Source organism: Sphingobacterium sp. MAE (genome assembly GCF_056711605.1).
The window spans coordinates 4,891,355-4,917,615 of the sequence record NZ_CM160044.1; the positions used below are offsets into that span (position 1 = coordinate 4,891,355).

General features: G+C 33.6%; 26 protein-coding genes. 6 read left to right on the top strand and 20 right to left on the bottom strand.

Going from position 1 to position 26,261, the window contains the following annotated elements; genetic code table 11:
* The first annotated feature begins 672 nt into the window (after window positions 1-672).
* The 5 genes from AC06G9_RS20770 (at window position 673) to AC06G9_RS20790 (ending at window position 4,273) form a co-directional block, all read left to right on the top strand.
* Window positions 673-1,212, top strand: a complete 540-nt coding sequence (locus AC06G9_RS20770) for a hypothetical protein (protein WP_480957092.1) — start codon at window positions 673-675, stop codon at window positions 1,210-1,212.
* An 85-nt stretch (window positions 1,213-1,297) separates the two neighbouring features.
* Window positions 1,298-2,338 (top strand): HipA domain-containing protein, encoded by a 1,041-nt coding sequence (locus AC06G9_RS20775; protein WP_480957093.1) that lies wholly within the window; start codon window positions 1,298-1,300, stop codon window positions 2,336-2,338.
* The gene (locus tag AC06G9_RS20780) at window positions 2,331-2,981 is read left to right on the top strand and encodes an HIRAN domain-containing protein (RefSeq protein ID WP_434438981.1); all 651 of its coding nucleotides are present in this window, start codon (window positions 2,331-2,333) and stop codon (window positions 2,979-2,981) included. The genes AC06G9_RS20775 and AC06G9_RS20780 overlap by 8 nt, the downstream gene beginning before the upstream one ends.
* Window positions 2,982-3,307: 326 nt before the next feature.
* Window positions 3,308-3,889 carry an ORF6N domain-containing protein gene (locus AC06G9_RS20785; RefSeq protein ID WP_434438983.1) on the top strand — a complete coding sequence of 194 codons (582 nt, stop codon included), beginning with the start codon at window positions 3,308-3,310 and terminating at the stop codon, window positions 3,887-3,889.
* Between the two features lie 276 nt (window positions 3,890-4,165).
* Window positions 4,166-4,273, top strand: coding sequence for a hypothetical protein (locus tag AC06G9_RS20790; protein ID WP_414713152.1), 108 nt, complete (start codon window positions 4,166-4,168; stop codon window positions 4,271-4,273).
* 222 nt (window positions 4,274-4,495) lie between these two features.
* Here AC06G9_RS20790 and AC06G9_RS20795 read toward each other — a convergent pair whose 3' ends face one another.
* Complete coding sequence (locus AC06G9_RS20795) at window positions 4,496-5,017, bottom strand: hypothetical protein (protein WP_480958199.1); 522 nt, start codon at window positions 5,015-5,017, stop codon at window positions 4,496-4,498.
* Between the two features lie 121 nt (window positions 5,018-5,138).
* On the opposite strand from AC06G9_RS20795, the gene AC06G9_RS20800 reads away from it, so the two are divergent.
* Entirely contained in the window at window positions 5,139-6,239 is a 1,101-nt protein-coding gene (locus AC06G9_RS20800; protein ID WP_480957094.1) for a nucleotidyltransferase domain-containing protein, read from the top strand.
* A 151-nt stretch (window positions 6,240-6,390) separates the two neighbouring features.
* Here AC06G9_RS20800 and porN read toward each other — a convergent pair whose 3' ends face one another.
* The 19 genes from porN to wecB form a co-directional block, all read right to left on the bottom strand.
* The gene (gene porN / locus AC06G9_RS20805) at window positions 6,391-7,341 is read right to left on the bottom strand and encodes a type IX secretion system ring subunit PorN/GldN (RefSeq protein WP_480957095.1); all 951 of its coding nucleotides are present in this window, start codon (window positions 7,339-7,341) and stop codon (window positions 6,391-6,393) included.
* Between the two features lie 13 nt (window positions 7,342-7,354).
* A complete protein-coding gene (porK, locus tag AC06G9_RS20810) occupies window positions 7,355-8,638 on the bottom strand; it encodes a T9SS ring complex lipoprotein PorK/GldK (RefSeq protein WP_480957096.1) in 1,284 nt (427 codons plus the stop codon).
* Between the two features lie 50 nt (window positions 8,639-8,688).
* Complete coding sequence (locus tag AC06G9_RS20815) at window positions 8,689-9,372, bottom strand: hypothetical protein (RefSeq protein WP_480957097.1); 684 nt, start codon at window positions 9,370-9,372, stop codon at window positions 8,689-8,691.
* A gap of 261 nt (window positions 9,373-9,633) precedes the next feature.
* Window positions 9,634-12,033, bottom strand: coding sequence for a GumC family protein (locus AC06G9_RS20820; RefSeq protein ID WP_480957098.1), 2,400 nt, complete (start codon window positions 12,031-12,033; stop codon window positions 9,634-9,636).
* A gap of 8 nt (window positions 12,034-12,041) precedes the next feature.
* Window positions 12,042-12,737 (bottom strand): polysaccharide biosynthesis/export family protein, encoded by a 696-nt coding sequence (locus AC06G9_RS20825; RefSeq protein ID WP_480957099.1) that lies wholly within the window; start codon window positions 12,735-12,737, stop codon window positions 12,042-12,044.
* Window positions 12,738-13,104: 367 nt separating this feature from the next.
* A complete protein-coding gene (locus AC06G9_RS20830) occupies window positions 13,105-14,241 on the bottom strand; it encodes a DegT/DnrJ/EryC1/StrS family aminotransferase (protein WP_480957100.1) in 1,137 nt (378 codons plus the stop codon).
* A gap of 20 nt (window positions 14,242-14,261) precedes the next feature.
* The gene (locus AC06G9_RS20835; RefSeq protein WP_480957101.1) at window positions 14,262-14,849 is read right to left on the bottom strand and encodes an acetyltransferase; all 588 of its coding nucleotides are present in this window, start codon (window positions 14,847-14,849) and stop codon (window positions 14,262-14,264) included.
* A gap of 10 nt (window positions 14,850-14,859) precedes the next feature.
* Window positions 14,860-15,465, bottom strand: a complete 606-nt coding sequence (locus tag AC06G9_RS20840; RefSeq protein ID WP_480957102.1) for a sugar transferase — start codon at window positions 15,463-15,465, stop codon at window positions 14,860-14,862.
* Window positions 15,458-16,630 carry a glycosyltransferase family 4 protein gene (locus tag AC06G9_RS20845; protein ID WP_480957103.1) on the bottom strand — a complete coding sequence of 391 codons (1,173 nt, stop codon included), beginning with the start codon at window positions 16,628-16,630 and terminating at the stop codon, window positions 15,458-15,460. Before AC06G9_RS20845 ends, AC06G9_RS20840 begins: the two co-directional genes overlap by 8 nt.
* Window positions 16,623-17,195 (bottom strand): acyltransferase, encoded by a 573-nt coding sequence (locus AC06G9_RS20850; RefSeq protein WP_480957104.1) that lies wholly within the window; start codon window positions 17,193-17,195, stop codon window positions 16,623-16,625. Before AC06G9_RS20850 ends, AC06G9_RS20845 begins: the two co-directional genes overlap by 8 nt.
* On the bottom strand, window positions 17,192-18,460 hold the full coding sequence (locus AC06G9_RS20855; RefSeq protein WP_480957105.1) for a glycosyltransferase family protein: 1,269 nt from the start codon (window positions 18,458-18,460) through the stop codon (window positions 17,192-17,194). Before AC06G9_RS20855 ends, AC06G9_RS20850 begins: the two co-directional genes overlap by 4 nt.
* Window positions 18,461-18,475: 15 nt before the next feature.
* The gene (locus tag AC06G9_RS20860) at window positions 18,476-19,996 is read right to left on the bottom strand and encodes an oligosaccharide flippase family protein (RefSeq protein WP_480957106.1); all 1,521 of its coding nucleotides are present in this window, start codon (window positions 19,994-19,996) and stop codon (window positions 18,476-18,478) included.
* A gap of 89 nt (window positions 19,997-20,085) precedes the next feature.
* Window positions 20,086-20,811: a hypothetical protein gene (locus AC06G9_RS20865; RefSeq protein ID WP_480957107.1), complete on the bottom strand. Its 726-nt coding sequence runs from the start codon at window positions 20,809-20,811 to the stop codon at window positions 20,086-20,088.
* 55 nt (window positions 20,812-20,866) lie between these two features.
* Window positions 20,867-21,085 (bottom strand): hypothetical protein, encoded by a 219-nt coding sequence (locus AC06G9_RS20870; RefSeq protein ID WP_480957108.1) that lies wholly within the window; start codon window positions 21,083-21,085, stop codon window positions 20,867-20,869.
* Between the two features lie 12 nt (window positions 21,086-21,097).
* Entirely contained in the window at window positions 21,098-21,646 is a 549-nt protein-coding gene (locus AC06G9_RS20875; protein ID WP_480957109.1) for an acyltransferase, read from the bottom strand.
* Window positions 21,639-22,775, bottom strand: coding sequence for a glycosyltransferase family protein (locus AC06G9_RS20880; protein ID WP_480957110.1), 1,137 nt, complete (start codon window positions 22,773-22,775; stop codon window positions 21,639-21,641). Before AC06G9_RS20880 ends, AC06G9_RS20875 begins: the two co-directional genes overlap by 8 nt.
* A complete protein-coding gene (locus tag AC06G9_RS20885; protein ID WP_480957111.1) occupies window positions 22,772-23,896 on the bottom strand; it encodes an EpsG family protein in 1,125 nt (374 codons plus the stop codon). The genes AC06G9_RS20880 and AC06G9_RS20885 overlap by 4 nt, the downstream gene beginning before the upstream one ends.
* A 5-nt stretch (window positions 23,897-23,901) precedes the next feature.
* The gene (locus AC06G9_RS20890; RefSeq protein WP_480957112.1) at window positions 23,902-25,095 is read right to left on the bottom strand and encodes a glycosyltransferase; all 1,194 of its coding nucleotides are present in this window, start codon (window positions 25,093-25,095) and stop codon (window positions 23,902-23,904) included.
* A gap of 13 nt (window positions 25,096-25,108) precedes the next feature.
* Complete coding sequence (wecB, locus tag AC06G9_RS20895) at window positions 25,109-26,248, bottom strand: non-hydrolyzing UDP-N-acetylglucosamine 2-epimerase (protein WP_480957113.1); 1,140 nt, start codon at window positions 26,246-26,248, stop codon at window positions 25,109-25,111.
* Between the last annotated feature and the right edge of the window lie 13 nt (window positions 26,249-26,261).

The following is a 26,261-nucleotide window of genomic DNA, read 5'->3' on the forward strand; positions in this document are numbered from 1 at the left end:
CGCGATTGCATTTTGTGTTATACTAGATTAAAAAACCGATTCATTCTATACAGAATTTCTATACATCGAGCAGCTATAGTGTTGCTTTGCAGTAAATAATTCATTACTTTTAGTGTGTCAAGAATAAAAGAACAAAAATTGATTGCTATAGCATGATAGACTGCATAGATGAATCGGTAAAACCAACAAGGGGTTTAGCTATCAAGGTGGCTCTTCGCCATTCCTATTGATCGCCTTTCATCGGTAGATGGGGTCCTTTTGGTTTTAGTGGTATACAAGTTATTCCGGCTGGCGGAGCTTGTTTTTTATCAGTGCATTGATAGCGCTTTGCCCTGCCCGATCCTGGATCGGCAGATGTAAAATCGGATTTGTGGACTCTTTTCTTTTCATCATGATTTGATTAATAAAACATTGGTCAATGAAAATAAGTCTCGCGCGGAAGAAAAAGGGCTTATATAAAAAGGGAATAGCTCCTACCTTCCATCGCTAACTGGCACCAGCAAGGGCCTAACACGATTTCCAGTAGGAGCTACTCCCAAATAATGTACGAATATACAAAATTGGGACAATATGCTCCTAAAGGTCTCGCGTTAATAAAATTTGCTGGTTTCGTTAACGAGACTTCAATCAGCTAACTGATTGTTTAACAAATATAAGAATAATAAAATAAATATGCAACAAAATTCTCAGATTTTAAAATCAAGAGAAATTCCTGAATATAAAAAACAGTATATTCTTATATTCAAGAATGAACTTATAGATTTCATCAGTAAAAAAAAGCATGCTGAAAGAGAAATCACAAAAGAAATAGACAATATTGAAAAGTTGTTGTCAGATAAAGTATTTCTAATGGGGAAACGTTTTTATGATTTTTCTGTCGAATATAATTTTGACTTAAATATATTGTGTAAAAAAGTATTTGCGTCATCAAAAGCTAATAAATTGAATCTTGTAATTGAATCAGAGAATTTACTAAAAGCACTTGTCCATCCATTTTTACATTCACAGTCGGATTTTTATAACGCTGCTGACATAGATAAAACTAGGTTTAGTCGTTTGCTAAAACTTAATAAACTAAATGAGCTATATGCTGACGAAGTTTATGGATTAGCCACCGCTTTCAATCTTCTACCTAGCCAACTATTCGAATACTTTTACGGAGATGGCGAACGTCCAGTTATTGGCTTATTATCGAAATCAGCTGAGGGATAAGGATGATCATTATAAATAATACTATCATTTAGGTTATCTATTTAAAAATCAAACCAATACGTAACAAGTAATATTAAAAACATAGATGGATGTTAAATTTATAGATACAACTGGCTGGCAGGAAACTTATTGGCTTAATAGTGGAGGTACGCGAGAAAAACATATTCTACAGGATGAGAATGATGATCTTTGGTATTTTAAACGATCTGAGCGAAAGCCTGGTAAAGGAAATAATCCAGAAAAGTATTATAAAGACGAATTTTGGTCTGAAATAATTGCATATCAAATAGGTAAATTACTCAATTTAGAAGTATTAAGATATGACGTGGCTAAAAGCAAAGGTGAGATCGGCTGTATAAGCAGATCCATGATTAACAGAGATAATGAACAACTTGTAGAAGTTGGACGTTATATGGTCACATTCAATCCTAAATTTATACCGGAGCAAAATGAAACGAGAAATGAATATTCTTATCAGCTTCTAAAAAATACACTGCATCATTTCAATCTGTCAAAACATATACACAACTTCCTACAGACTTTGATGTTTGATGCTCTAATTGGGAATTCCGACCGACATCAAGAAAATTGGGCTTTTATATCAGATTCATTTATCTCCGAAGAAGACGTTGACATAGGTAATATGCTCGAAAGAGCTCAAAAAGAGAAAGAAAAAGGATTTGTCTATAGTCGAGAATTAGTCAGTAAAGAGTTTGAACTTAGAAAATTAACCATAAAAAATATGGCGCCAATTTACGATAGTGGGAGTTCATTAGGTCGAGAACTTACTGAAGATAGAATTGAAAAGATATTGAAGGATAAACAGATGATGGATGCTTATGTCCGAAGAGGAACCTCCGAATTGCATTGGGAAGATAAGCGTAAGGTGCCACATTTTGATTTACTACGTCACTTTAAAAAGCTGGAGCTGAAGTCCGACTTCGAGCAAGCAACGGCTTTTTTAAAAAATTGGGATTTTCAAAAGATTGAGGAAATTATACTTAATATAGATCATGTGCTTCCTGAAGAGCACTCCTTTTATAAATTATCTTCTATGAGGAAGGAGTTGATATTAAAATTGCTAACTTTGCGGTACAAAAACATAATATCTATTATCAATGAGTGAGTTTTCAAAAATATATCTTGCATGGCGTAAGGGGTCGGGATCCCGTAGGCATATTGTTGGACTTTTGGAAAAAGACAACGATAATAACGTTACCTTTAAATATTTACCTGAAGCTAAAGCATTAAGAAATAAAGAGGGATTTATACCCTATTTCGAGTTTCAAAACTTGGACAAGATATATGATGTAAATGTACTTTCTATTTTCTCCCATAGATTAATAAAAACGGATCGTCCTGATGTTAAAAATTTTTTAGACTTTTGGGAAGTTAATCCTGATAAGGCAGATGACAAATTTTATTTGCTTGGCAAAACTCAAGGTTTAACGGCAACTGACAACTTTGAATTTCTGGCAGAATACCATACTACTACAGACCTTCATTTCTTAACCGATATTTCAGGTCTTTCTTATGCTCAGATTCCTCGAAACTTTGTAAAGAACGGAGACTTACTCCAATATGCGTTGGAAAAAGATAATGAACATGATAAAGAAGCTGTAATTGTAACATTCAACGGTACGAAGCTTGGATATATAAAAAGAATACATTGTCGAGTATTTCAAGAGGCTCCAAATTTATTATTGAGTGTAAAGGCTATTGAGCAAAATGGCGTAATCAGAAAAATATTCGTTAAAGTATCTAATTAGCGTAGACACACGACTTCCCATGATTTTTTAATTCCATCGGCTTTGATGGAATTAAAAATTAAATAAAAAGACCAACTACACCGCTACTATTTCTAAAAAGGTGTACCAAAAAGTATTAAAATTCAACTATCTCTTCGAATAGTTCATAATAAGTTGATTTACTTTCAATAGGCATCATGGATTGTCGCAACGACAATTTTACGGTGATGGTGAACGGCCTATACTAGGATTAGCTCAACCACATACGGGAGATGAGTCTAAAGGTTAAGTTATATCATTACTTTTTGACTATCTTAGACATTGAACACCAATACATTTAACCAATTATGGCGAAACAAGAAACGCTATCAATACTACCCGAAGAGGTGGTCCTGAATAAAATATATGTATTCCGAGGGCATAAAGTAATGCTGGATAGTGATCTCGCAGAATTATATGGCATTGAAACTAAGGTCTTAAAACAAGCAGTACGAAGAAATATAAGCCGTTTCCCTGATGATTTCATGTTTGAGCTATTAGAAAATGAGTTTGAATTTTTGAGGTCACAAATTGTGACCTCAAAAGCTGATAAAAGAGGTGGTAGTCGATATTTGCCAATGATGTTTACTGAACAGGGAGTCGCAATGCTATCTTCCGTATTGAAAAGCGACATTGCTATCAAGATAAACATACAGATAATGCGTGTATTTACACGCATGCGTCAGTTATTAACGGATAACACAGACCTCCGTCTCGAAATCGCTGAAATAAAAAATGCTGTCGAAAAAATTTCTAGAAAACAAGATGGTCAAGATAAAAATATGGAGCTTGTATTCGAATACATTGACCGTCTCCAAGACAAGATAGAGGAACCCATCCCAAAAGAAAGAAAAAAGATAGGATTTAATGTTGGTGATAAACAGGAGTAGTTCATAATGGTTAGAATTTATTTTTAATCACAACATGAATTGTCTGGTGGACATTAGAGTCTAACTTACTCACCTCAATACCTTTTAATATCTAAAAACGATGATCGTCCAGTTATTGGCTTATCACGGAAACCAATTGATGGAAATGACAGTGAAGGATAAGGCTATTGGTAGTTAAAGAAATTATTAACAATATATAAACAAGGGTAATATTACCTGTATTTGATAAACGAGAGTAAATTTTTGCTATTTTTACTCGTATAAAAAAACTATTTAATAGCATTAGAAAAAGCAGATATCCTTCAATCTGTCAAAGTTGGTAAAGAAAAACTCTATCTAAATAAAAAATTGATAACAATTCTTGAAGATAAAAAAGTACAATAAGTCCTTGCACGATTGATTGTGAAATTGATTCCCTAAGGAATTTATGTTTGAGTTATTAACGCTTAGAAACAGTGAGCGTCCAGATATTGGCTTGTTACCGAAAAAAAGAAGGGAAAATCAAATACCATGAAATCTTAAAGGGAAAACTCATGAAACAACAAAAGCATGCTCAAAGTAGGTGGGCATGCTTTTTTTTATAATAGCAAAATTAAATTGAGCTTATTATTTCTTTGCTTTTTTCTGTTTCTGTGCATTCGGAATAAACTCTTCCAAGTTTTCTTCTTTTACACCTTTAGGGCTCGTCCACAATTGCTTTTTGTATGCGTCGATCTTTTGTTCGATCTGCTGTGCATCTTGTGCCTGCTGTGCTTCATCACCCAATTTCAGGGCACCCGCAGATGATTCACGGATGATGGTACTGGCGTACTTCTTTTGTACAAACAGACCATCCATGGTCATATCGTAGAGACCTTTATCGGGATCGGTAATATCCACTTTAACCAAGCTATAGCGCAACTGCGGAAAATATAACCAAAATGCAGGAGTTGAACCCACAGATTCTGCCAATTCCGCAGAAGTCGTGATATTCATTAAGGGCGCTACGCCAATAATACGACTTTCCAAACGGCTACGTTGCTTATCAAAGAAGATATCCTCTTTGATCCGGAATTTCGTGACGCGGGTCGGATCAAATTCATTTAAGGTCATCTTGGAATCGATCTGGTTACCCTCATCGTCAAAAATGGAACCGGGAGACTATCGGTAAAGAGGGTCCTGCCTAATTGGTTATCATATGAACATAATTAAATTATAACAAAAATCATATAAAATCATTATTTTTGAAATGAACGTTACTTAAAAGTAAATGGACAATAAACTTAAAGATATCTTTTTTCAATTATTGCGGATTGGATTATGGGGGAAAGAATCTCTTATAATTGAAACACCATTAAATGAAAGTGATTGGTCACAGATTCAATGCTATGCTAAAAACCATACCGTTGAAGGACTAATTTATGATAGCTTCAAATATCTTAAAGATGATCAACTTCCTCCACAAGCACTACTTATAAAATGGACAGTTAGAGTCGATCAGATCGAACGTCATAATAAGAAAATGAATGAAGTAATTGCAGCTCAATATACCGCTTTCACCAAAATGGGCCTTCAGCCTATCTTACAAAAAGGACAAGGTGTTGCTTGCTGTTACGATATTCCCGAACATCGTATGTCCGGTGATATCGATTGGTATTTTGAAAATAAAGGTTATGCACAAGCGCGAGAATTATTAAAAGAAAAAAATATACCATTTCAGGATACTGCTGGATTCAGTCTATTTTATGATTGGAAGAGCATTACGATTGAGCATCATAAACGCCTCTTTCATATTCGCAATCCACTTCAATATCGCTATCTAAGGAAGCTCGAGAAAATATATCACAAGCAGCAACAAGATCTTTTAATAAATGGCACGACCATTAAAACCTTGGCTCCAGAATTACAGTTACTACAAGTTAATGTACACATCTTTAAACATTTACTCTCCTTCGGAATAGGGTTACGACAACTCTGCGACTCTGCTCGTCTTTATTACACGGTCTCTTCACAAATTGATTCTGGAGCGTTGAAAGAGATCTACAAGCATACCGGAATTTTAGGTTGGACACATTTACTACATATTATTTTGGTCAAGTATCTAGGTTTGCCCTCACAATCCCTTCCCTTTCCCTATCCTGATAACTGGCAGGCTGACTGGATGATGGATGAAATTTTTTATTCTGGTAATTTCGGATATCATGATGATCGCTATAAAGATGGCTCATTTTCACCATTATCTGCTCGACCAGCAGGAGCACATCGGATTTGGTCTAACATGAAGCGTTATTTTAAATACGCGCCACAAGAAGTATTTTTTTATCCATTTGTACAGCTCTATTCCAAACTATTTGGAGTGGATGAAGATTAAGATTATAAGATTGAAAAACGAAAATTCGACATAATTTAAAAGTCGTTGATATTCACTTCGAAAAACTATATAGTAATTGGCTCAGTAAACAAAAAAAGCATCCTCAGCAAATTGAGAATGCTTTTTTTATAATAGCAAAATTAAGTTGCGCTTATTTTTTCTTTGCTTTTTTCTGTTTCTGTGCATTTGGGATAAACTCTTCCAAATTTTCTTCTTTTACACCTTTAGGGCTCGTCCACAATTGCTTTTTGTACGCGTCGATCTTTTGTTCGATCTGCTGTGCATCTTGTGCCTGCTGTGCTTCATCACCCAATTTAAGGGCACCCGCAGAGGATTCACGGATGATGGTACTGGCGTACTTTTTTTGAACAAACAGATCATCCATCGTCATATCATACAAACCTTTATCCGGATCTGTAATATCCACTTTGACCAAGCTATAGCGCAATTGTGGGAAATACAACCAAAATGCAGGAGTTGAACCCACCGATTCAGCCAATTCCGCAGAAGTCGTGATATTCATTAAGGGCGCTACGCCAATGATCCGGCTTTCTAAACGGCTACGTTGTTTATCAAAGAAGATATCCTCTTTGATCCGGAATTTCGTGACGCGGGTCGGATCAAATTCATTTAAGGTCATCTTGGAGTCGATCTGGTTTCCTTCATCGTCAAATATGGGCACCAGTACACTATCGGTAAAACGAGCCATGCCCTCATTGGCATTCATTCTCGATTTAAAAGAATCGTCATCAGGACTGTACAGGGACAATTTGCCTGTTTCGATCGATTTCATAATAATCTCCATCAATGAATTCCCCGGTGTCGCCAAAAGCGCATTTTTTTCATCTTTTAGATCAATATCGCGCCATACCCGTTTATAGAAGCGGATATTCTTCATATTCACTTCCGGATACGCAAAAGGAACGGCATCTTCCAAGTTATTCGCTTGGTAAAAACCATCCGTTGTCGGTATGGTATCCATTAATATCTCTCCCTGGGCAGCAGCAGTGACCTGTTGCGATCTTAAACTATCTGGTATCTCTTGTTGTGCAAAGGCTGGCATCAATCCTACAGCCATTGCCATTGTTATCCATATCTTCATGAGCATTATGCTTTTAATATTTTCTAGTCTTACTTTGTACCGTAGGCATTTCAAAGGCAGCCATTACACAGCGGAAGCCGATGTACGAATGTGGCTCATAGTCCACCGAATAATTGCGTGTATCCGTATTCAGCTGCTCCCCATTATCTTTCCAAGAACCACCACGGACGACCTTTCTTTTGAGTGCATCCGCATCTTGCTCATCGGCATCATATAAAAGTGCAGGATTCAGATCATTGACAAATACCGTTGCAGACGGACTAAAAGCATCTAAGGTCCATTCCGACACATTCCCAGCCATATTATAAAGTCCAAATGCATTTGGGGTATAGGACTTTACCGGTAGGGTAAACGTAGCACCATCACGTGCATAAGTACCATCCCCTTGCTTAAAGTTGACCGCTAATCTGTCTTTACCTTCGGCACCATCAATCGTTAAGCGTTTTGTGGTCGTCGTATCTCTCGGATCCAACTTGCCTTCCGCAGCATATTGCCATTGCGCTTCTGTAGGGAGACTTAATGTCAACTGGTAACCACTCAGGTATGAATTCTTCATGATCGTAGCCATAAACTCCTTACCGCGCCAGTCGGTGAAAGCACGCGCTTGTCTCCAGGTTACACCTACTACCGGGTAATAATCAAAAGACTCATGGGTAAAATAGTTCATATCGAGGGAAGCGAGCTGTGCATTGGGGAAATCACTCGACCAGATATCGTTGACAGGCATGACCGGAACGCGTTCTGTGACAAACTCTTTTTTGGCATTACCTTTTGATTTTTGATAGGAAAACTCGTAGCGCAGCATCTCGGGATTCAGGATTCTTTTTGTTCCCTGTACGAGCAACATCGGCGCTAAACGCTCTCTTACTGTTGGATCATTACTTTTCCATAAGGGAGATACTTTCTTCACCTTTTTCCAGTCAATTTTACGTTCTTCGGCAGGAGCACCATCATTAATAAAATATTGTTCATCTTGCAAATAATCGGTTACGGCAATGGAGTCGGCCACCCAGTTGATAAATTCACGATATTGTTTATTGGTGACTTCGGCTTCATCGATAAAAAAGGCACTTAGACTTACATTTTTACCGGTATCAGCCGTATCCAGAGAACTTTTAAAAAGGATCGTTCCAGAGGGGACATAGACCATTCCCGGAGGCGCAGGAAGCGTTCCGGCACGAAAAGCATTTACTTTAGGAGCTTGATATAGGGATGAACTTGATTTACAAGCCTGCATACCGATCAAAACTGCTAAAAAAACCAGACCGATGGTAAAATTCGGAACGTATTTTTTCATATTATTCATCATTACTATTCTTATTAATGTTAATTAAGTAAGTGTCAAAATTAATTACGGTTAAAAAATGCATACTTCACACCTACGGTCATCACTCCATACTGATCATTTTTTCCAAGCACAACCCCATCCACATTATCATTAAAGGTCAGTCCATGTTGGTAATTGACATTGATCGCCCATTTAGGTCCATAAAGGGTTCTGCCAAAAGGAATATCGACTCCAATATTCATTGGAACAATAAAGTGAATGCCCGATCGATCCTCAGCAATTTCACCACCTTGATTAACTACTCCTTCACGATAAGCAGCAGTAAGATTACTCTTTATCCGATTTTTCATTAATCCCACTCCTGCACCAACATATATATTGGATAGAATCCTTTGCAAATTACTCGCACCTAAGGTATAATTGCTATAATTATCGGGTAAATCCATAAATTGCCCTAATCGTACTTTAGCATTTGCATTTCCAGCATAGTAGCTATTATTATAAGAGTTTTCACCATTATGACCACTCAGTTCACCTTTTTGTGCTTGTAATCCAACGGATATAAAAGGACTTACTAAATAATCTCCTTCGCCATACCAAGCAAAATGTACTTTTGTGTTTTTAAAATCTGTAAGACCGTACGAAACTCCCGCTCCGGCTCCTATACTAATAGGACGAGAAAACTGAGCGGAAGCAGTCGCCAGACAGCTAAGTAAAATAAACGTAAAAAATAACTTTTTCATTATATTAATTAATTTGTTTTTATTGTAGACACCTTATAAAAAAACGGTTTATTAGTCACATTGTTGTTGCAAATAAAGAATTGTATGTGACCAAGTCTTGTTTTCCACGAAGGTTTCAAGCAATTTTTGAGCCATACACTAGAATAGTGTACTTTTAATTTTGAAAATTAAGAAACCTTCATTTATTTAAAATCCTAATTAAACACAAAAAAACGCAATTCTTATAAAAAGAAATGCGTTTTTTATAATATTAATTATTATTTATTTTGAACCAATTTTACTTTTAAAATTTTGCCAAAATTTAGCAAAACCAGCTTTTTTATCTCCTTTATCTCCGTAACCATAGCCATAGCCATAACCATAGCCATAACCACGAGCAAAATCCACATCATTGACAACAGATGCTAAATTTTTCAATTTCCCATCCACATAAAGCTCACGAGGCACTTGTAAAAGACGCTTATCCAAGAAGTTCACACGAGAAACATATAATGTTAAATCGGAATTATGAGCGATTAATAAGGTATCCGTTACCAAACTTACTGGAGCCGTATCGACTAATATATAGTCGTAATACTGACGAACATATTTAATAACATCATCAAAATGTCCATTCATCAACAATTCAGCGGGATTCGGAGCAATATATCCCGAATAAACCACATCAAAATCATAATTTCCAGGTTTCTTGATAATAATATTATCCACATCCATCTCTGGATTAATCAAAAACTGTGTAATTCCGACATTAGTATGTTGTAAGTGTGATAATCCTAAATAATCCAATACTTTCGGACTACGAATATCTGCACCAATTAACAATACCCGTTTCCCAGACATGGAAAGTATTTGTGCTAAATTAGTGGTCACAAAAGATTTACCTTCCCCCGCAATAGTAGATGTTACAAAGACAACTTTAGAACTATCTTTCTTATCAGCGCCAAACATAAAGTTCATATTGGTACGCAAAATTCGAAAAGCTTCAGCCAGAGATGAGCGATCATTTTGATGAATAATAGTATCTTCCGCAGATGGTATCTCACCAAGAACTGGTATTTTAACAGCATCTTCTATATCCTTGCGTGAATGAATTTTATTATCAAGAAGAAACTTAATATATAAAATACCAAAAGGAACAAGTAAACCAAAAATCAAAGAGGCCATTAAGACCGTATTCCTATTAGGAGATACGGGTGCACCATTTCCATAAGCTGCATCAATAATTTTCAAATTATCTGGAGTAGCGGCTGCTTTCACTTCAGATTCTTCACGCTTTTGTAATAATAACAAATAAAGTGACTCTACAATCTGTTGTTGTCTGGAAATTTTCTTAAACCCTTGCTCTTGACTCGGAATTGAATTAATACGACCCTTAATTTCATTCGATTTACGTTCAATATTATTTAAAGCTAATTTTGTTACTTGTTGATAGTTTTCTAAAGAACGTCGGATATTATTTCGACTTTCATTGATACTTTCATTAAGGCCAATCACCGTCGGATTTAAGTCCGATGCAGACTTAAGCAAGTCATCTCGCTCTAAAACTAATTTATTATATCCTTCAATTGCTGAAACAATAGATACATCTTGTAAACCTATATTAGAAGGTAATAACCGACCTTGCTTTTCACCTTTCAAGTAATCGTTCATATGGTCAACCAGTTGCAGTTGTGTACGATATTCCAGTACTTTTTTATCGTTTTCGGAAGCATTATTTAAGAATACACCAGCTTCCGTTGCCATGTCTACCATCGAATTGGCTGACTTGAAGTCTGCAGCTTGCTCATCTGCTCCCGATAAATCCTTAGAAATCAACAACAGCCTTTTATTGATAAAGTCGGAGGTTGCACGAGTCATACGTAACTTATCATTAGTCAAATCAGCGTTATATATTTCAATCAAACTATTCAAAACCATTTCAGACTTTTTACTCAATTGAGAGATCATAGCGAAATTGACAATATACGATTGAATTTCTTTAGCCGGAAAAATATTGATAGCAGCAAGCGTAGCGTCAACTGCTTGATTTTTAGGCGTTACCAAAATCACGTAATCTAAGGAATTTATAATTGGATTATCGCTCTTATTAAAAATCACATTATTGGCACCAATTTTCAAAATTTTATCAAATCCTGTAATATACTTTTGACCATCAATCAAATTGATTACTTCAAGTTCTTTATTATCCTTAGTCCGAACTTGAAGACTCAGACTCACACTGTCCTGTGCACCCTGCAGTTGAATAGTGAAAGGCATATGTTTTTCCAATATTTCTGAGGAACGAATTTGTCCTTTTTGTGAATAGGAAATATTCAAATTGTGTAGATCAACGACTTTCCGCATTAGACGTCTTGACGATAAAACGGCAATTTGATCGGTCACAAATGAGCCACGACTCCCACCTCCTAACCCCATGCTACTACTTAATTCCGCAATTCCAGCCAATTCTCCTGCTGAAGCACTACGTTCATCTTTCAACAAGATTTTAGCAGTAGTAATGTAGGTCTTTTGCGCATAACGTAAATAAAATAATGCCACTCCCAAGGACAGCAAAACGCATAGGAGGAACCATTTCCAATAAAAGGCATATTGCTCAAAAAGCTGTCTTAAATTAATTTCTCCTTCTTGATCGTCTTTATGTTGTATAGATTTCTGTTCCATTATGATAATTATCGTGTCAATACTGAAATTACGGTTATAATAAGGCCTGCAATTGAAATAATAATATTCGTATTCGCACCTAATTTAGAATTATTAATTTGTGATTTATTGGGTTCTACGTAGATCACATCATTTTGTGCTAGATAATAATATGGTGAATTTAAGGTTTCCTGCTTTGTCAAGTCCAATCGATGTGTAGATTTTTGACCATCAATCTCACGTATTAGCATCACATTTTGACGTACACCTCGAATAGTTAAATCCCCTGCTAAACCAAGAGCCTCTAATATAGTAATACGTTCCGTTTCCAATACGAAAGAGCCCGGGCGCGCCACTTCACCTAAAACAGATATTCGAAAATTATTAAAATTGATGTTTACTCCAGGATCTTTTATATACCGACTCAATTCATTACGTATTTTATCAATCGCCTGCAATCGAGTCAATCCTTTTACATAAACTTTATCTAACATAGGTAGGGTAATATCTCCATTTTGATCAACAGTATATGTAGGACGTAAAGCCATATCAGCAGATTGAGCTAAACTTCCCGAAGACATTGAATTGACAGGATTAAAAGGTGCCGTAACTTTAGGATCAGCAGCTGAAATTACAATTGTCAAAATATCATTAGGCTGGATGGTCGGAATATGTTGATCATAAACCGTACTCAAAAGTGTGGAATCCGGCTGTAAATATACCATATTTTTTCGTGATCCACAAGAACTAAAAATCATTAGGATAGCTGTAAACACTCCTGATGCAAAACCACACTTTAAAATTAATCGCATGTTCTATTCAAATTTAAAAAATTTATTATGCTTAATATTATGACAAAAATATATTATTTTAACCAAACTACCCCCATTTAATATAATATTAAAAAAGATATTAGGAAAGTTGTTGCATTAGAGCAAAGATAATGCCTAATCAACCAAATATTTCTAATCACACTTTTATAAACTTACTTTAGTCTATTCAAAATAATTAAAAATTCAGTCATTAGAATTTTATTAAGAAGCTCTACTATTAATATATAGAGCTTCGAATAGCTATCAAAACTTTGAAATGCTATTTAGAAAAAACCTGATCAATAGCCTCCTTAATTCGCTCACGCTCCATATTAGTTAAATTTGATCCAGACGGTAGACATAATCCCTTTTCAAACAATTCCTCAGCTACCTTAGCTCCATAGTAAGGTGAACCATCAAAAATAGGCTGTAAATGCATAGGTTTCCATAAAGGACGAGATTCAATATTCAACTCTAACAAGGCCAATCTTATATCTTCACGAGTAAGACCAGCCTCAAGTGGTTCGATCGTAATTGCTGCCAACCAATGATTTGAATAAAAATCTGAAGAGGGTGCAGTTAACACTTTAACACCTTTATATCCAGAAAATAAATCAACATAAAAATCTGTCATAGCACGACGTGCTTCAACACGAGTCGCTAAAACCTCCATTTGCCCACGCCCAATACCTGCAGAGATATTAGACATACGATAATTATAACCTATATGCGAGTGCTGATAATGTGGAGCATCATCACGAGCTTGAGTAGACAAGAAAACAGCCTTATCTTTATCTTCTTTTGTCTTACAAACTAAGGCACCTCCACCGGAAGTGGTAATGATTTTATTACCATTAAAGCTCAATACACCAAACTTACCAAAAGTACCACATGCCTTACTTTTATAAGTAGAACCTAAAGCCTCAGCAGCATCTTCAATAACCGGAATATGAAATTCATGTGCAACGCTTAATATTTCATCCATTTTTGCGGGCATGCCGTACAAATGAACAACAATAATTGCTTTCGGTTTTTTTCCTTGGGCCAAGCGATCAGTTATAGCCTCTCTAAGCGCGATAGGACACATATTCCAAGTTTCCGTTTCGGAATCAATAAAAACTGGGATAGCCCCTTGATATGCTATTGGATTGGCAGAAGCTGAAAAGGTCATGGATTGACAGATCACTTCATCACCATAGCCAACTCCACATTCTATCAAAGCTAAATGCAATGCCGCAGTACCAGCGGATAATGCTGTTACCTGAACGTCTTCACGTAGAAAATTCTGTAAATCCTCTTCAAAACCATTTACATTTGGTCCTAAAGGTGCAACCCAATTTGCATCAAAAGCTTCATGAATATACTGCAGTTCATGGCCACCCATATGTGGTGACGAAAGCCAAATTTTATCTGACATGATATTTAAATTTTATGGTTCTATTTGTTGATTATTTTTCCTGGATTTCCGACGACGGTACATCCGTCCGGAATATCTCTTATTATAACGGCACCAGCACCTATGGTACACCATTTACCAATTTTAATCCCTTGAATTACGCTTGCGCCAATTCCAATATGTGTTCCCTCACCTACAGTTACATTTCCAGCTAAAGCAGCATTGGGAGAGATATGCACAAAATCTCCAATAACACAATCATGATCAACAGAAGCATTGGTATTAATGATACAGTGATCCCCAATGGTCACATCGACATTCAATGCCACTCCTGCCATCACCACCGTTCCCTCTCCTAAAAGAGCTCGATTTGACACATTAGCTTTCGGATGTATCAACCTGGAATACTTAAAGTTAGCATTATTATTGACTAATTTTTGACGAATTTTATTATTTCCAATGGCGATAATAACCTCTATAATTTCAGGTGGGATTTGGTGAAAAACCTGATATCCCAATAAAGATAATTTATTGATATCGGTATCGATAAAACCATCAATTAGTAAAGCATTGCTCTCTGCAATTTCTGCTATGACTTTACCATGACCACTTGCACCTAACAAATACATATTTCAATCATTAATTATGTCCATTAAAAGGTTCTATGGTGGCATGCCCATCAGCTGAAATGCCTTCACTTTTAAACACCTTTTTAAAGGTTGTAAAGAATACGTTTAGATCAGTAACTAAAGAAATATGTTCCACATACCACACATCTAATTCAAACTTTTTATCCCAAGAAATTGCATTCCGACCATTCACCTGTGCCCAACCTGTAATACCAGGTCTAACTTCGTGACGACGACGTTGAACTTCATTATACAAAGGTAAATACTGTATCAATAGCGGGCGAGGTCCAATCAAAGACATGTCACCCTTCAATACATTGATCAATTGTGGAATCTCATCCAATGAAGTCTTTCTTACAAAAGCTCCTATGGAAGTTAAACGTTCAGCGTCTGACAATAAATTTCCATTTGGGTCTTTCTTGTCATTCATAGTCTTGAACTTTATAATCTTAAAAATTCGTTCATTTTTACCTGGGCGTGATTGAAAAAAGAAAGGTTTACCAGCATTTGCAAAATAAAGTCCAATGGCAACTACGATAAATATAGGCGATAATAGAATCAGACCAAATAAAGCAGCAAAAAAATCGAAAATCCTTTTAAAAAAGTGTTTATACATGCTTAAATCCTTTCTTTTGTATCAGACGATTATATTCATTAAACAAAGCATCCCATACTACTTTTTGCTCATATCGATCTGTAATCATTTTTCTTGAATTGGATTTTAGTTTATTGTAAAAAAGACTATCATCAACAAACTTAATCATCGCATCGCGAATCACTTCCATATTTTTAACAGGAATAATCGTACCATTTTGCCCTTCAATAATAATCTCATTGCAACCATTTATATTGGATACAATACTTGGCAATTCTAAAGCTCCAGCTTGCATCACAACATTTGGAAAACCTTCCCGATAACTTGGGAACACCAAAGCATTGGAAATAGCAAAATAGGGCCTCACATCTTTTTGAAATCCTACTGTAATGATATTAGGATTACTATCAATTTCAATTTGTATCTCATTTGCTAAAGGATCAAGATCTGATTCTAATGACCCTACAAGCAAAAGTTTAACATTAGGCTTATTTAACTGTACAAAAGCAGACACAAGTTCATTAATTCCTTTATCACCCACCAAACGACCAACAAAGACAAAGACAAACTCGTCGTTTTTAATCGAAAGCGAAGTCCTTAATTTAATTAAATCCGTTTCGTCCAATTTTTCTCTTGAAAAGAAAGAGGTATCAATACCATTTGAGGATCCATTACCAATAACCATTAATTTTTCCTTTGACGTATAGTGATGCTGGATAATAAAATCGTACAAACCTTTAGAATTTGGATAAATTCCAGTCGCCGCACTGTAAGTCAATTTTTCTACCCAATCTAAAATTTTTCTTTTCATCCCCGTCGCTTCCATTAATGGCATTCCAGCTACTGTATGTAAACGAATAGGCACACCTGCCAAACGAGCTCCCAGCATACCTACAATACCCGCTTTCGGAGTATGCGAATGGACAATGATAGGTTTCTCTTTCTTACATAACTTATAAAAATTCCATAGCGATTTTAAATCTTGAAGAGGAGAAATCGTTCTTGTCATCTCTATCGCATGCACAGGAATCTGTTCTTCGCTCTTTACTTCTTCCAATTCATTCCCTGAAGAAGAAACACCTAAAACATCAAATCCTTGATATTTCATAAAGCGATGCTGCCCCTTAAGTAAAACTTTAAGAGAGATAGGAACAGTCGCAATACGAATAAGTTTATAATTAAACATTAATTTTCTTTATAATTTTTGCTGGAATTCCACCTAAAAGGCAGTTTTCATCATAACTCTTATTCAAAACAGCACCTGCAGCAACAACAGTACGTTTTCGAATTATAACACCTGATAAAACTCTAACACCACATCCAATCCAAACATCATTTTCTATATGAATCGGCGAAAAACTTTCTTTATTATATTTAATAGAAACTTTAGAATCGTCCCATGTATGATTTGTCGAAATAAGAGATGAGCCATGAGCAATTGAAACATCATTTCCAATTATGATTCCTCCCGCTGCATCAATATAACACATTGGATGAATACTTACGTTATTACCAATTTCTAAATTTTCAAGGTTAAAAAAATATACACCAGGTCCTATTGATACATTTTCACCAACTTTTTTTGTCAAATTTTTTACAAAAATATAACGAAAAAATAAACCCAATTTCCCTGGAGTATTCTTTAAAATTGATAATAAAAATTTATTAAAACCCTTTCCGAAAATTTGAAAAAAAAACGTAAAGAAATTTATAATCATTTTAAATTTCTCAAACTGTTGTCTACCTGTCATAACTTATTAAGTATATTATAAAAATTTGTGATCACACGATTTGAGGAATGTTTTTCAACAAGCACTCTATATGCATTATCTTCGATTTCACGAATATCCTTGAAGTTTTGAACAGCAGACAAAATTTGCAACTCCATGTTATTTATATCTGAGATCACAATAGCACAATTATTTCGTTTGAGGTAATTTATTGAAGCTGACTTTTCCCAGCCTATTGCTATAATACAGTTCTGCGCTTCTAAATAATCTACAATTTTCGTTGAAAAAGAAAGTGCTGTTGACAGTCTCTCTTGCCTACTAAAAGATTCAATATGTAATAAAAAATCAGCATTTCTAATCTTTTTTCTAATTTCAACATAAGGAATGGATTCATGAAATGAGATCAAATCAGTTCCTGTTTCAAAAAATTTATTCGTTGATTGAGAAAAGATATCTAGACGAAGTTGCATTTCGGAATTAAAATTTATCTCTTTGATTACATCAATGAAATTCTTTATAGTCACATTTCTACCACCTTCCAGATTACCGGCGTAAATAATACTATATTCATTTCTAAAAGAAATTTTTCTATTAACCTTTTTATCTATGTCTTGTATAGATTTATAAAGAATATCAAAATTCACTTCATTATTAAAGATTTTGGTATAAACAGTAACTTGTTCCTCCGAAATACAAAAGTTAATATGTGACTTCTTAACTAAGCCCATAATTGAATTTCTAATGAGAAATCTATTAATCCAAAATAAAGGAGAAAAGGAATAACAATTATATGACAAATAATCATCGCAATGGTATAAAACTACCTTTAAATCATACTTACAAGATAAATATTTAATAATTTTATGCATATAAATAGCATCGTAAACTGGGGCAAAAATTATTTCTGGCCTATTTAATTCAATAAAAGAATCCAAAACCGGATTATTTCTTTTTCTAAAATTCCAAATTAACTCTCTAATCCACAAAAGTAAATATGACCGAAAAATACGAATCCATTTATTCTTTGTTACATCTTTTGACGTATTGATTGTATTTTGATTATAATTGCCTTCAAATACTTTTCCAGCCTGTCCTTTTAATATATCCTTTTCAGAATATTTAAAATAATTTGTACAAACATTGTTTTGAGGTTCTTCTTCCCTAACATACAAGTTTGATAATCTATTGCTATCATAATATTTAAAAAAGTTAGATAAAGTATTGCCGATACTATTATCATCTCTCCAAGCACTTCTGCATATAACTAATATGTTCTTATCCTTCATTTCACACATATAATACTACTTTTTAGTTGCAAAAAGTCTAACAATCAAAGATGAAAAAATATTCTTTTCTTCTCTATTTAAACTCAATTTCCACATAACAGCTACATAAATAATCCCCAGCAAAGAGGCCTTTGCAAAAAATATAAAAAAATTAGTTGTTGGAATATACTTATCAAGGATGAATCCTAAAATTAAGATGACAAAATAAGAAGGGAGCATCTTTAAAAAAGATTCTTTAAAAAAAGAAAAAATATCAATTTTCATTACTTTATGATAAACAATATTCATTGCAATTACTTGAAATAATGTAAGCCCTACACATATTCCAATTGCAGCACCAATTGCACCAAAATCAGGAATAAAATAAAGTGAAATCAATATACTTACAGTTGATGAAGCTAAATATATCCATGCTGTATACTTCAACTTATTCTCTACATACATTAACGTTGCCGCAATATTTTGAGTTAAAGGGATTAATCCTGGAAGAATCAATAATAATACAACAAGATAAGAATCTTCAAAACCCTTACCCATCCATAATCTAATAAAGTCTCTACCAAATACAATTATGCCAACAACTAATAGACCAACTACTAATAATTGAATCCTCCCTACTCTTATCATCAAATTTGTAATTTTTTTACGATCTTTTGAATTTTCATTCAAAGCCGTTACTTTTGGTAAAAACATACCATTTAATGCTCCAGCAAACGTCCAAATATAGCCTTCCATTATCGTTCCAATTGAAAATACAGATATAGCGATTGTACCTGAATTAGCGGCTAATAAAGTCGGTGCAATATTTATTAACAACCTTTGAGCAATTCCAATGATTGTAACCCAAACTGAAAAACCAAAAATTTGACGCGCTAAAACACTACTCCTAAACTTAAAGTCAACCTTAATTTTCGTTTCTTTTTTTAAAAAATGAAGTTTTATACAAATAAGGATAATTCCTACAACAGCATTAATAAAAACCAATGAGTAAAGTTTATAGCCCAAATAAAGGGCCGTAATCATCAATAGGATTGTACAAACTTTATTAATAAGATCACATAGTTTCAAAAAAGCAAATCTCTCATGCGCAATAATTACACCATTTAACGACGAAAAAGGAAAAGAAATCAAACTAAATAAACCTGCAATAATATAAATTACTTTAAATTTCTCTAACTCAACGACCTTTAATTCAATAAATATTTTTTCTATAAAAAAGTAGATAACAACTAAAATAAATAATATACACAAATCTATATACAAATAAATCTTAGAAGTGAGCCCTAATATTTGATTAATCTTATTTTGGTCATTTTCTATTCTGTATTTACTTACAAATCTTGCAATAGCTTCTCCTAGTCCAAAATCCATAATAAAGTAAGTCAAAAAAGACGTCACTAATACATATAATCCATAGTCTGAAATTCCTATTTGTTTAATCATCCATGGCGTATACAATAAACCAACTATTACATTGAAAATAATAGAGATGTAAGAAAACAAAGCGCCCTTTCTAATTTGTTGCGAACTATCCATTTTTACATTAAGTAATTTTCATAATATTAACTAATTCAATTTTTTTAAAATATATCTATACATAAAATTTAAAATGAAAAAAGCACCCCTTATTTTCTAATATTCAATCGTCGTTTCATCCCACTAAGAATGCTTTTGAAGTCACCTTCAATTATCCTGTAATAAACGGATTCCACTAATCTAGAAAATCTTATTAATGGATATCCATTCCCCATTATCTTGTCGAGTTTTTGTTTATAACTAACATCTTCAATAACATATTTAGGATGGATCAAAGGAAAATTTAACTCAAATGTTTTCATAAACAGAACCCTTCTAATACCTTTAGGTACCTTAGATAAAGAATCAAGGGCGTGAGTGCCATTTGCTCCAATACCAATATTTGAAATCAAATTTTTAGATGGAATGATATTCAACTTCGAATGCATTAAAACAGAAGATCCTACAATAGTTTCATAGTAAGCTTTACCAGATTCCTTATGTCTTAAACTAGTCTTAATCAAACTTTTAAAATCTGAATCACCAATCGATTTCTTTAGTAATTTGAGCGAATAATCATCGCTTAACCAATCGTAATTTTCTTCCCATAAATCAACATTTCTTTTCCATGTAGCCCACCCCCAAATAGAACCAGTTCGTGCAAAAGTATATGAATATGGGCTATCAATAGAACCAATGTTATTCATACCGCAAATTACCCCCATTCTTTCGTCGTCCTTATATTTTTCTAAAAGCTCTTTACAAAAAGGGAAAAAACTTTGAGAAGGAACATCGTCATCTTCTAAAATAATTCCATATTCTTCACTTTCAAACATCCATTTTTGAGAAATAAATTCTGAGGGATCACAACCATAATTCTTTTCTTGATATTTATAAGAAAACCTTGCAATCCCAGTCTATGTCTTTTACAATTTCTCTACACTGATTAATATTGTCAATATCGTCTGGTCTATTTAACCGAGGACCATCTTGGTACAAATATAATTTTGATGGTTTTGCTAATTTTATTTGCTCAAAAACTTTAGCCAATGGTTCTGGCCTAGCAAAAAATATTATTAAAACGGGAATATCAATTTTAAACGCTTTCATATTTAATTAAGATTAATTTCTATAGTTTTTAACTTTTGCAGGAATTCCAACAGCAATTCCATAAGCAGGAATTTCACAATTTACTAAGCTTAGAGCACCAATTACTGCTCCATCATTAATTTTAGCTCCTTTGATTATTTTACTGCCAGCAGCTATCCATACATCATCACCTATAAATATTCCATCCTCATCGAAAATTAATTCTTGATCTTGCATAAGTTCACTTATACTTATTCCATGATTACAATCTATTATATAACATTGACCCGCAATTGCTACATTATTTCCAATAACTATTTTTCTATGTGAATATATTATAGTTCCTTCACCAATTTGAACATTAGAACCAATAATTATCTCACCAGAACCACTAAAAGAGACGTTAGGATAAATAGTGACGTTCTTTCCCACCGAGATACTTTTAGCACGCTTTATTGATGTTGGCCCCAAAATAGAAATACTATTTTCATTACTACCAATACCAATTAAAAAGACCCACTTTCTATACCTTAATAGGAATGATTCCAATATACGATCAACCCAATAAATCATTTTATTCATTTTCCAATATAATTTTTAAATCGACTTTAAACTGCATATCTAAGTCGTGAATTAGTTTTACACTATCAAAATTTACATCAAATTTTATATTCATAATTGCTTGCGCAATAGATTTGGGATTATCATCAGAATAGTACACCATAGCAGTGTTTATTTTAGACATCTCTACACATTTAACCCTACAAGATATAACTCTTAATCCTAAACTTAAATAAGTTAATATCTTGCTAGGAAACGAGGTGTCAAGATAGCTACCTGACATCTTTTGAGTGCTTAATCCAACATGACATTTTTGAGAATATTCAATAAAATCCTCTCCAAACTTACTACCATCGTAATAAACTTTACATTTTGAAATTTCATTTATTTTCAAAATTCGATCTTCTAACTTTCTAACTTCCCCAAAACCTATTATATGCAACACATAATTTTCATTCAAATAGATAGCGCTCTCTATAGCATTAAAAGCACCAGCTTTATGCGAATCAATTATACCAGCATAAAGTAAATGAATTTTCCCGTCAGATGGAAAACTGCCTAACCTATCAAATGCTTTATAATTACCATATAAAATAATAGATGGCTTACTTCTGTTCACTTTCTCTTCCAACAACTCCGTTGAATATATATAAGAATTAGCTTGATTTATTACCCGTAATTCGTACTTCGCAAATTTTTTATGTAAGGCAGAAACATCACTATAGATTTCCTCAACTTCTAAAATTGTATAAAACTTTCTAATGATTTTAGCAAAAAACAAGGGAACGCTCAACCAAAGAGAATGATAGACAATAATTCTTTCATTTTTATTAGATTTAAAAACTAAATAAAAAAAGAGCCAAAAAGACGCCATTAAAATTGCCAAATACTGAAAAAATTTAAGACTCCCATCTATAGAAGGTGTGTAGATATAATTGTTCCTCCCTATTTTGTCCTTACTAGAAGGAATAAAAAACCTATTACCCCCGTTAATAACCCAAGAAGGAGAAACAATATCAACTTCATAATCTAATTCATTAAGACATTCAATTACGTAATTCATTTTATTCACTGCAGATAATGCAGAAACTCTTTGAATTGTAGAATCCAGATGGTTATAAAACCCTATATATTTAATACGCTTACTCATCTTGTAAAATAATTATCGCCTAAAGACATTTCTTCCCAAAAGAAGCCATATGGAGGAGAATTCCAATTTGATCTCATAAAAAGAACAAGTAGTACCAATATAGTTAAAGCAGTTATTTCCTTTCTAATACGTACGGATACATAATTAAATGAATATATAATTTCAGGTATTAATAAAAGCATAAATATGGAAAAATATTGTACTATACGCATTGCAGTAGGGTTTACCCAAGTTAAAGGGACAAATAACATTGCTAATGCAAATGCATTAAAATAATACTGAGCATTCAGATTATTTGTTAAAATAACCTTACTACGCCATAATCCAACTATAGCAATTAACAAAAACATTGCTGTAAAAACGTACGTACCCGCACCTTCATATTGATCATAAACCTCATAACCACCCAAGACTTTAAAATAATCAGATAAAGTATTTCTATAAATAAAAAATACTGGAAACAATACTAAAACAGAGCGATATACCCATATTGGTTTTTTAACATAAGCGGTTAAATAAAATGGTAAAAATATCAAACAAGATTTATGTATAGAAGATGCTAATAAAACAATAATAAGAAAAGGAACTATTTTCCTTCTTTTTATCATTTCAAAACTATATAATATCGCTGCAGTTGCTATGGTTTGCCTATGCCCCGTAATAGAAAAAAATTCATAAAAAAGTACAGAGTAAATTACAAAAGCTAAAATTAGATCGTTTAAATGATTAGTATTTCTATATAGAAAAAAGCCTAATGATAAAAAAAAACAGATAGCTATAACAAAAAGAAAAACCTGGTATTCACTAGAAATATATTGGGCAAGTTTTTGAAATACGGAGTAGCCAACATCTTTACCTATACCCAATTGATAATAATCAAAAATAGATTCAAAGATTTCTCGCCATGTCCTAGATTTAATATCTTCGAACTTTAGAAAATAAGCATAAGTATCCGCACCTACTGCTACATTTCTCATTCCAGATTGCAGTATTAATATAATACAAATAATCTTAATAAATCTCTTTCTAATAAAATATAAATCACAGTTATTACCATATTCTTTTTTAAAATGAAATCCAATAAGAACAATAAGGAATATGACAAATAAATTAACTAACATACTACTTAAGACTTTTTATAAATGTCAATAATTCGGTTAATATTTTCTTGGTAATCAAATGTACTTAATACATGGTTTCTGCAGTAGTGGGTATAAAAATCTTTTGTATTACTTCTTACTTTTTCAATTGCAATTTTCACTCCTAGCACATTTCTTTTTTCGACAATGTATCCACAATTTTCACCAACTACTTCTGGACACGCTGTTGAGTTGTATACAACAGCGGGGGTGCCACAACTCATAGCCTCAGCAATAACCTTTCCAAAGGTATCTTCAGTTGATAAATGTACATATACATCAGCAGTACTATATAATTTTGCCAATTTTTCTTTCCCATCAACATAATTGATGGAAATGCAATTACCTGGTAACAGATTTTTACTGTTATTTTTACCAACAATAACAATCTGGTAAATCTCAGTATCTAATAATGATACTAAAGAAATTAAATCCTGCCATTTGACTGTATTTACTGCCCAAGAAGCACTAACTAAGATAATAGTAAATTTACCATTATCTAAACCATATTCATTCTCGCAGTGTACCTTATTATATGGTTTAAAAACATTGGAATCAACCCAATTATAAACCATTTTTACAGGAAATTTACTTAGAAAAGATTTTCCAACTTGATCAGCTAACCAATTGGAAACAGGAATTATTGTCAAATTACGAATAGAATTAAGCCATAATTTTTTATCTTCAAACATTACTCTAGAACGATCAAAAAATAAGCTAGATGGATATTTTTTGACCTGAGGACAATTGTCACACTGCGTTTGCCATTTATAACACGCGACATCGGTATAATGTGCACATTTACCAGTAAATGCCCAACAATCATGTAGCGTTAAAACTACCTTACCCGAATAAGTCTTTAAAAATGTAAATAAAACATCCAAATTTAGATAATTACCGTGCAAATTATGTAAATGGATAACATCAGGATCATATTTTTCTATGAATGATATCAGTTTTTTAGTTCCTCTTTTAGTAAAATACCCTTGTTTTCCCAAAACTCTCGAACCTGCATTATGCCAATAATTTTCTATTACTGATCCTATTTTAAAAGATTGAGGATAATCAGTAGTACTTTGACCATAGGCAATGTAACAATCATGATTATCTTCTTTTAACATAGTTGCAATATCAACGCAAATAGATCCAGTACTTCCAAATCCACATACAGTATTTATCATTAATACTCGCATATTAAATTTCCTCAGACCAAACTGTTCTTTTGATATAGTCTGTATATGAAATGATAATACGTACTACTTTTTGCGAAACATTTGGCATCGAATAGTCTGCAACCGGTCTAAAGTTCCTTTCTTCACCTACTTGCTGTTGCAATACCTGCGACAAGCCTTGTAAGATACGTTCAGGAGAAAGACCTACCATCATCACGGATGCTTCTTCCATTGCCTCTGGGCGTTCATGCGCCTGACGGATATTCAAAGCACGGAAATTTAGAATCGAAGATTCCTCTGAAATTGTTCCTGAATCTGACAATACTGCATAAGCATCTTTTTGCAAAGCATTGTAATCGTGAAAACCTAATGGTTTCAAAAATTGGATCTCCGGACGCATTTCAATTTTCATCTTATCAATCATATTCTGTGTACGAGGATGAGTTGAAACAATAATCGGATATTGATATTTTTCAGCAATAGCATTTAAAGATGTCATCAATCCACGGAAATTTTTCTCCGAATTGATATTCTCCTCACGATGTGATGAAACTACAAAAAACTTACCTTTCTCCAAGTTCAACTTCTCTAAAACTTGAGATGCATTAATTTCAGGAAGGTAATGATGTAGTACTTCAAACATCGGTGAACCAGTTTTGATAATACGATCAGCAGGTAAACCTTCACGTAACAAATACTCACGCGCAATATCTGAATATGTTAAATTGATATCAGATGTATGATCCACAATTTTACGATTGGTTTCCTCCGGAACACGCTGATCAAAACATCTATTTCCTGCTTCCATATGAAAAATAGGAATATGACGTTTTTTTGCTGGAATTGCGCATAAACAAGAATTAGTATCACCTAATACTAAAAAAGCATCAGGTTGCAACTCTTCTAATAATGGATCTATTTTAATTAGAATATTTCCAACCGTTTCGGTAGCTGTTTTTCCTGCAGCTTCTAAAAAATAATCCGGTTTACGCAAACCCAGATCTTCGAAAAAGATTTGATTCAATTCGTAATCGTAATTCTGTCCTGTATGGACTATAGTATGTTCTATAGCATCAGAAGCATCAAGTGCCGCTAATACTCTTGATAGTCTAATAATTTCAGGTCGTGTACCAACGACCGTCATCACTTTTAATTTTTTCATGATATGTTTAACG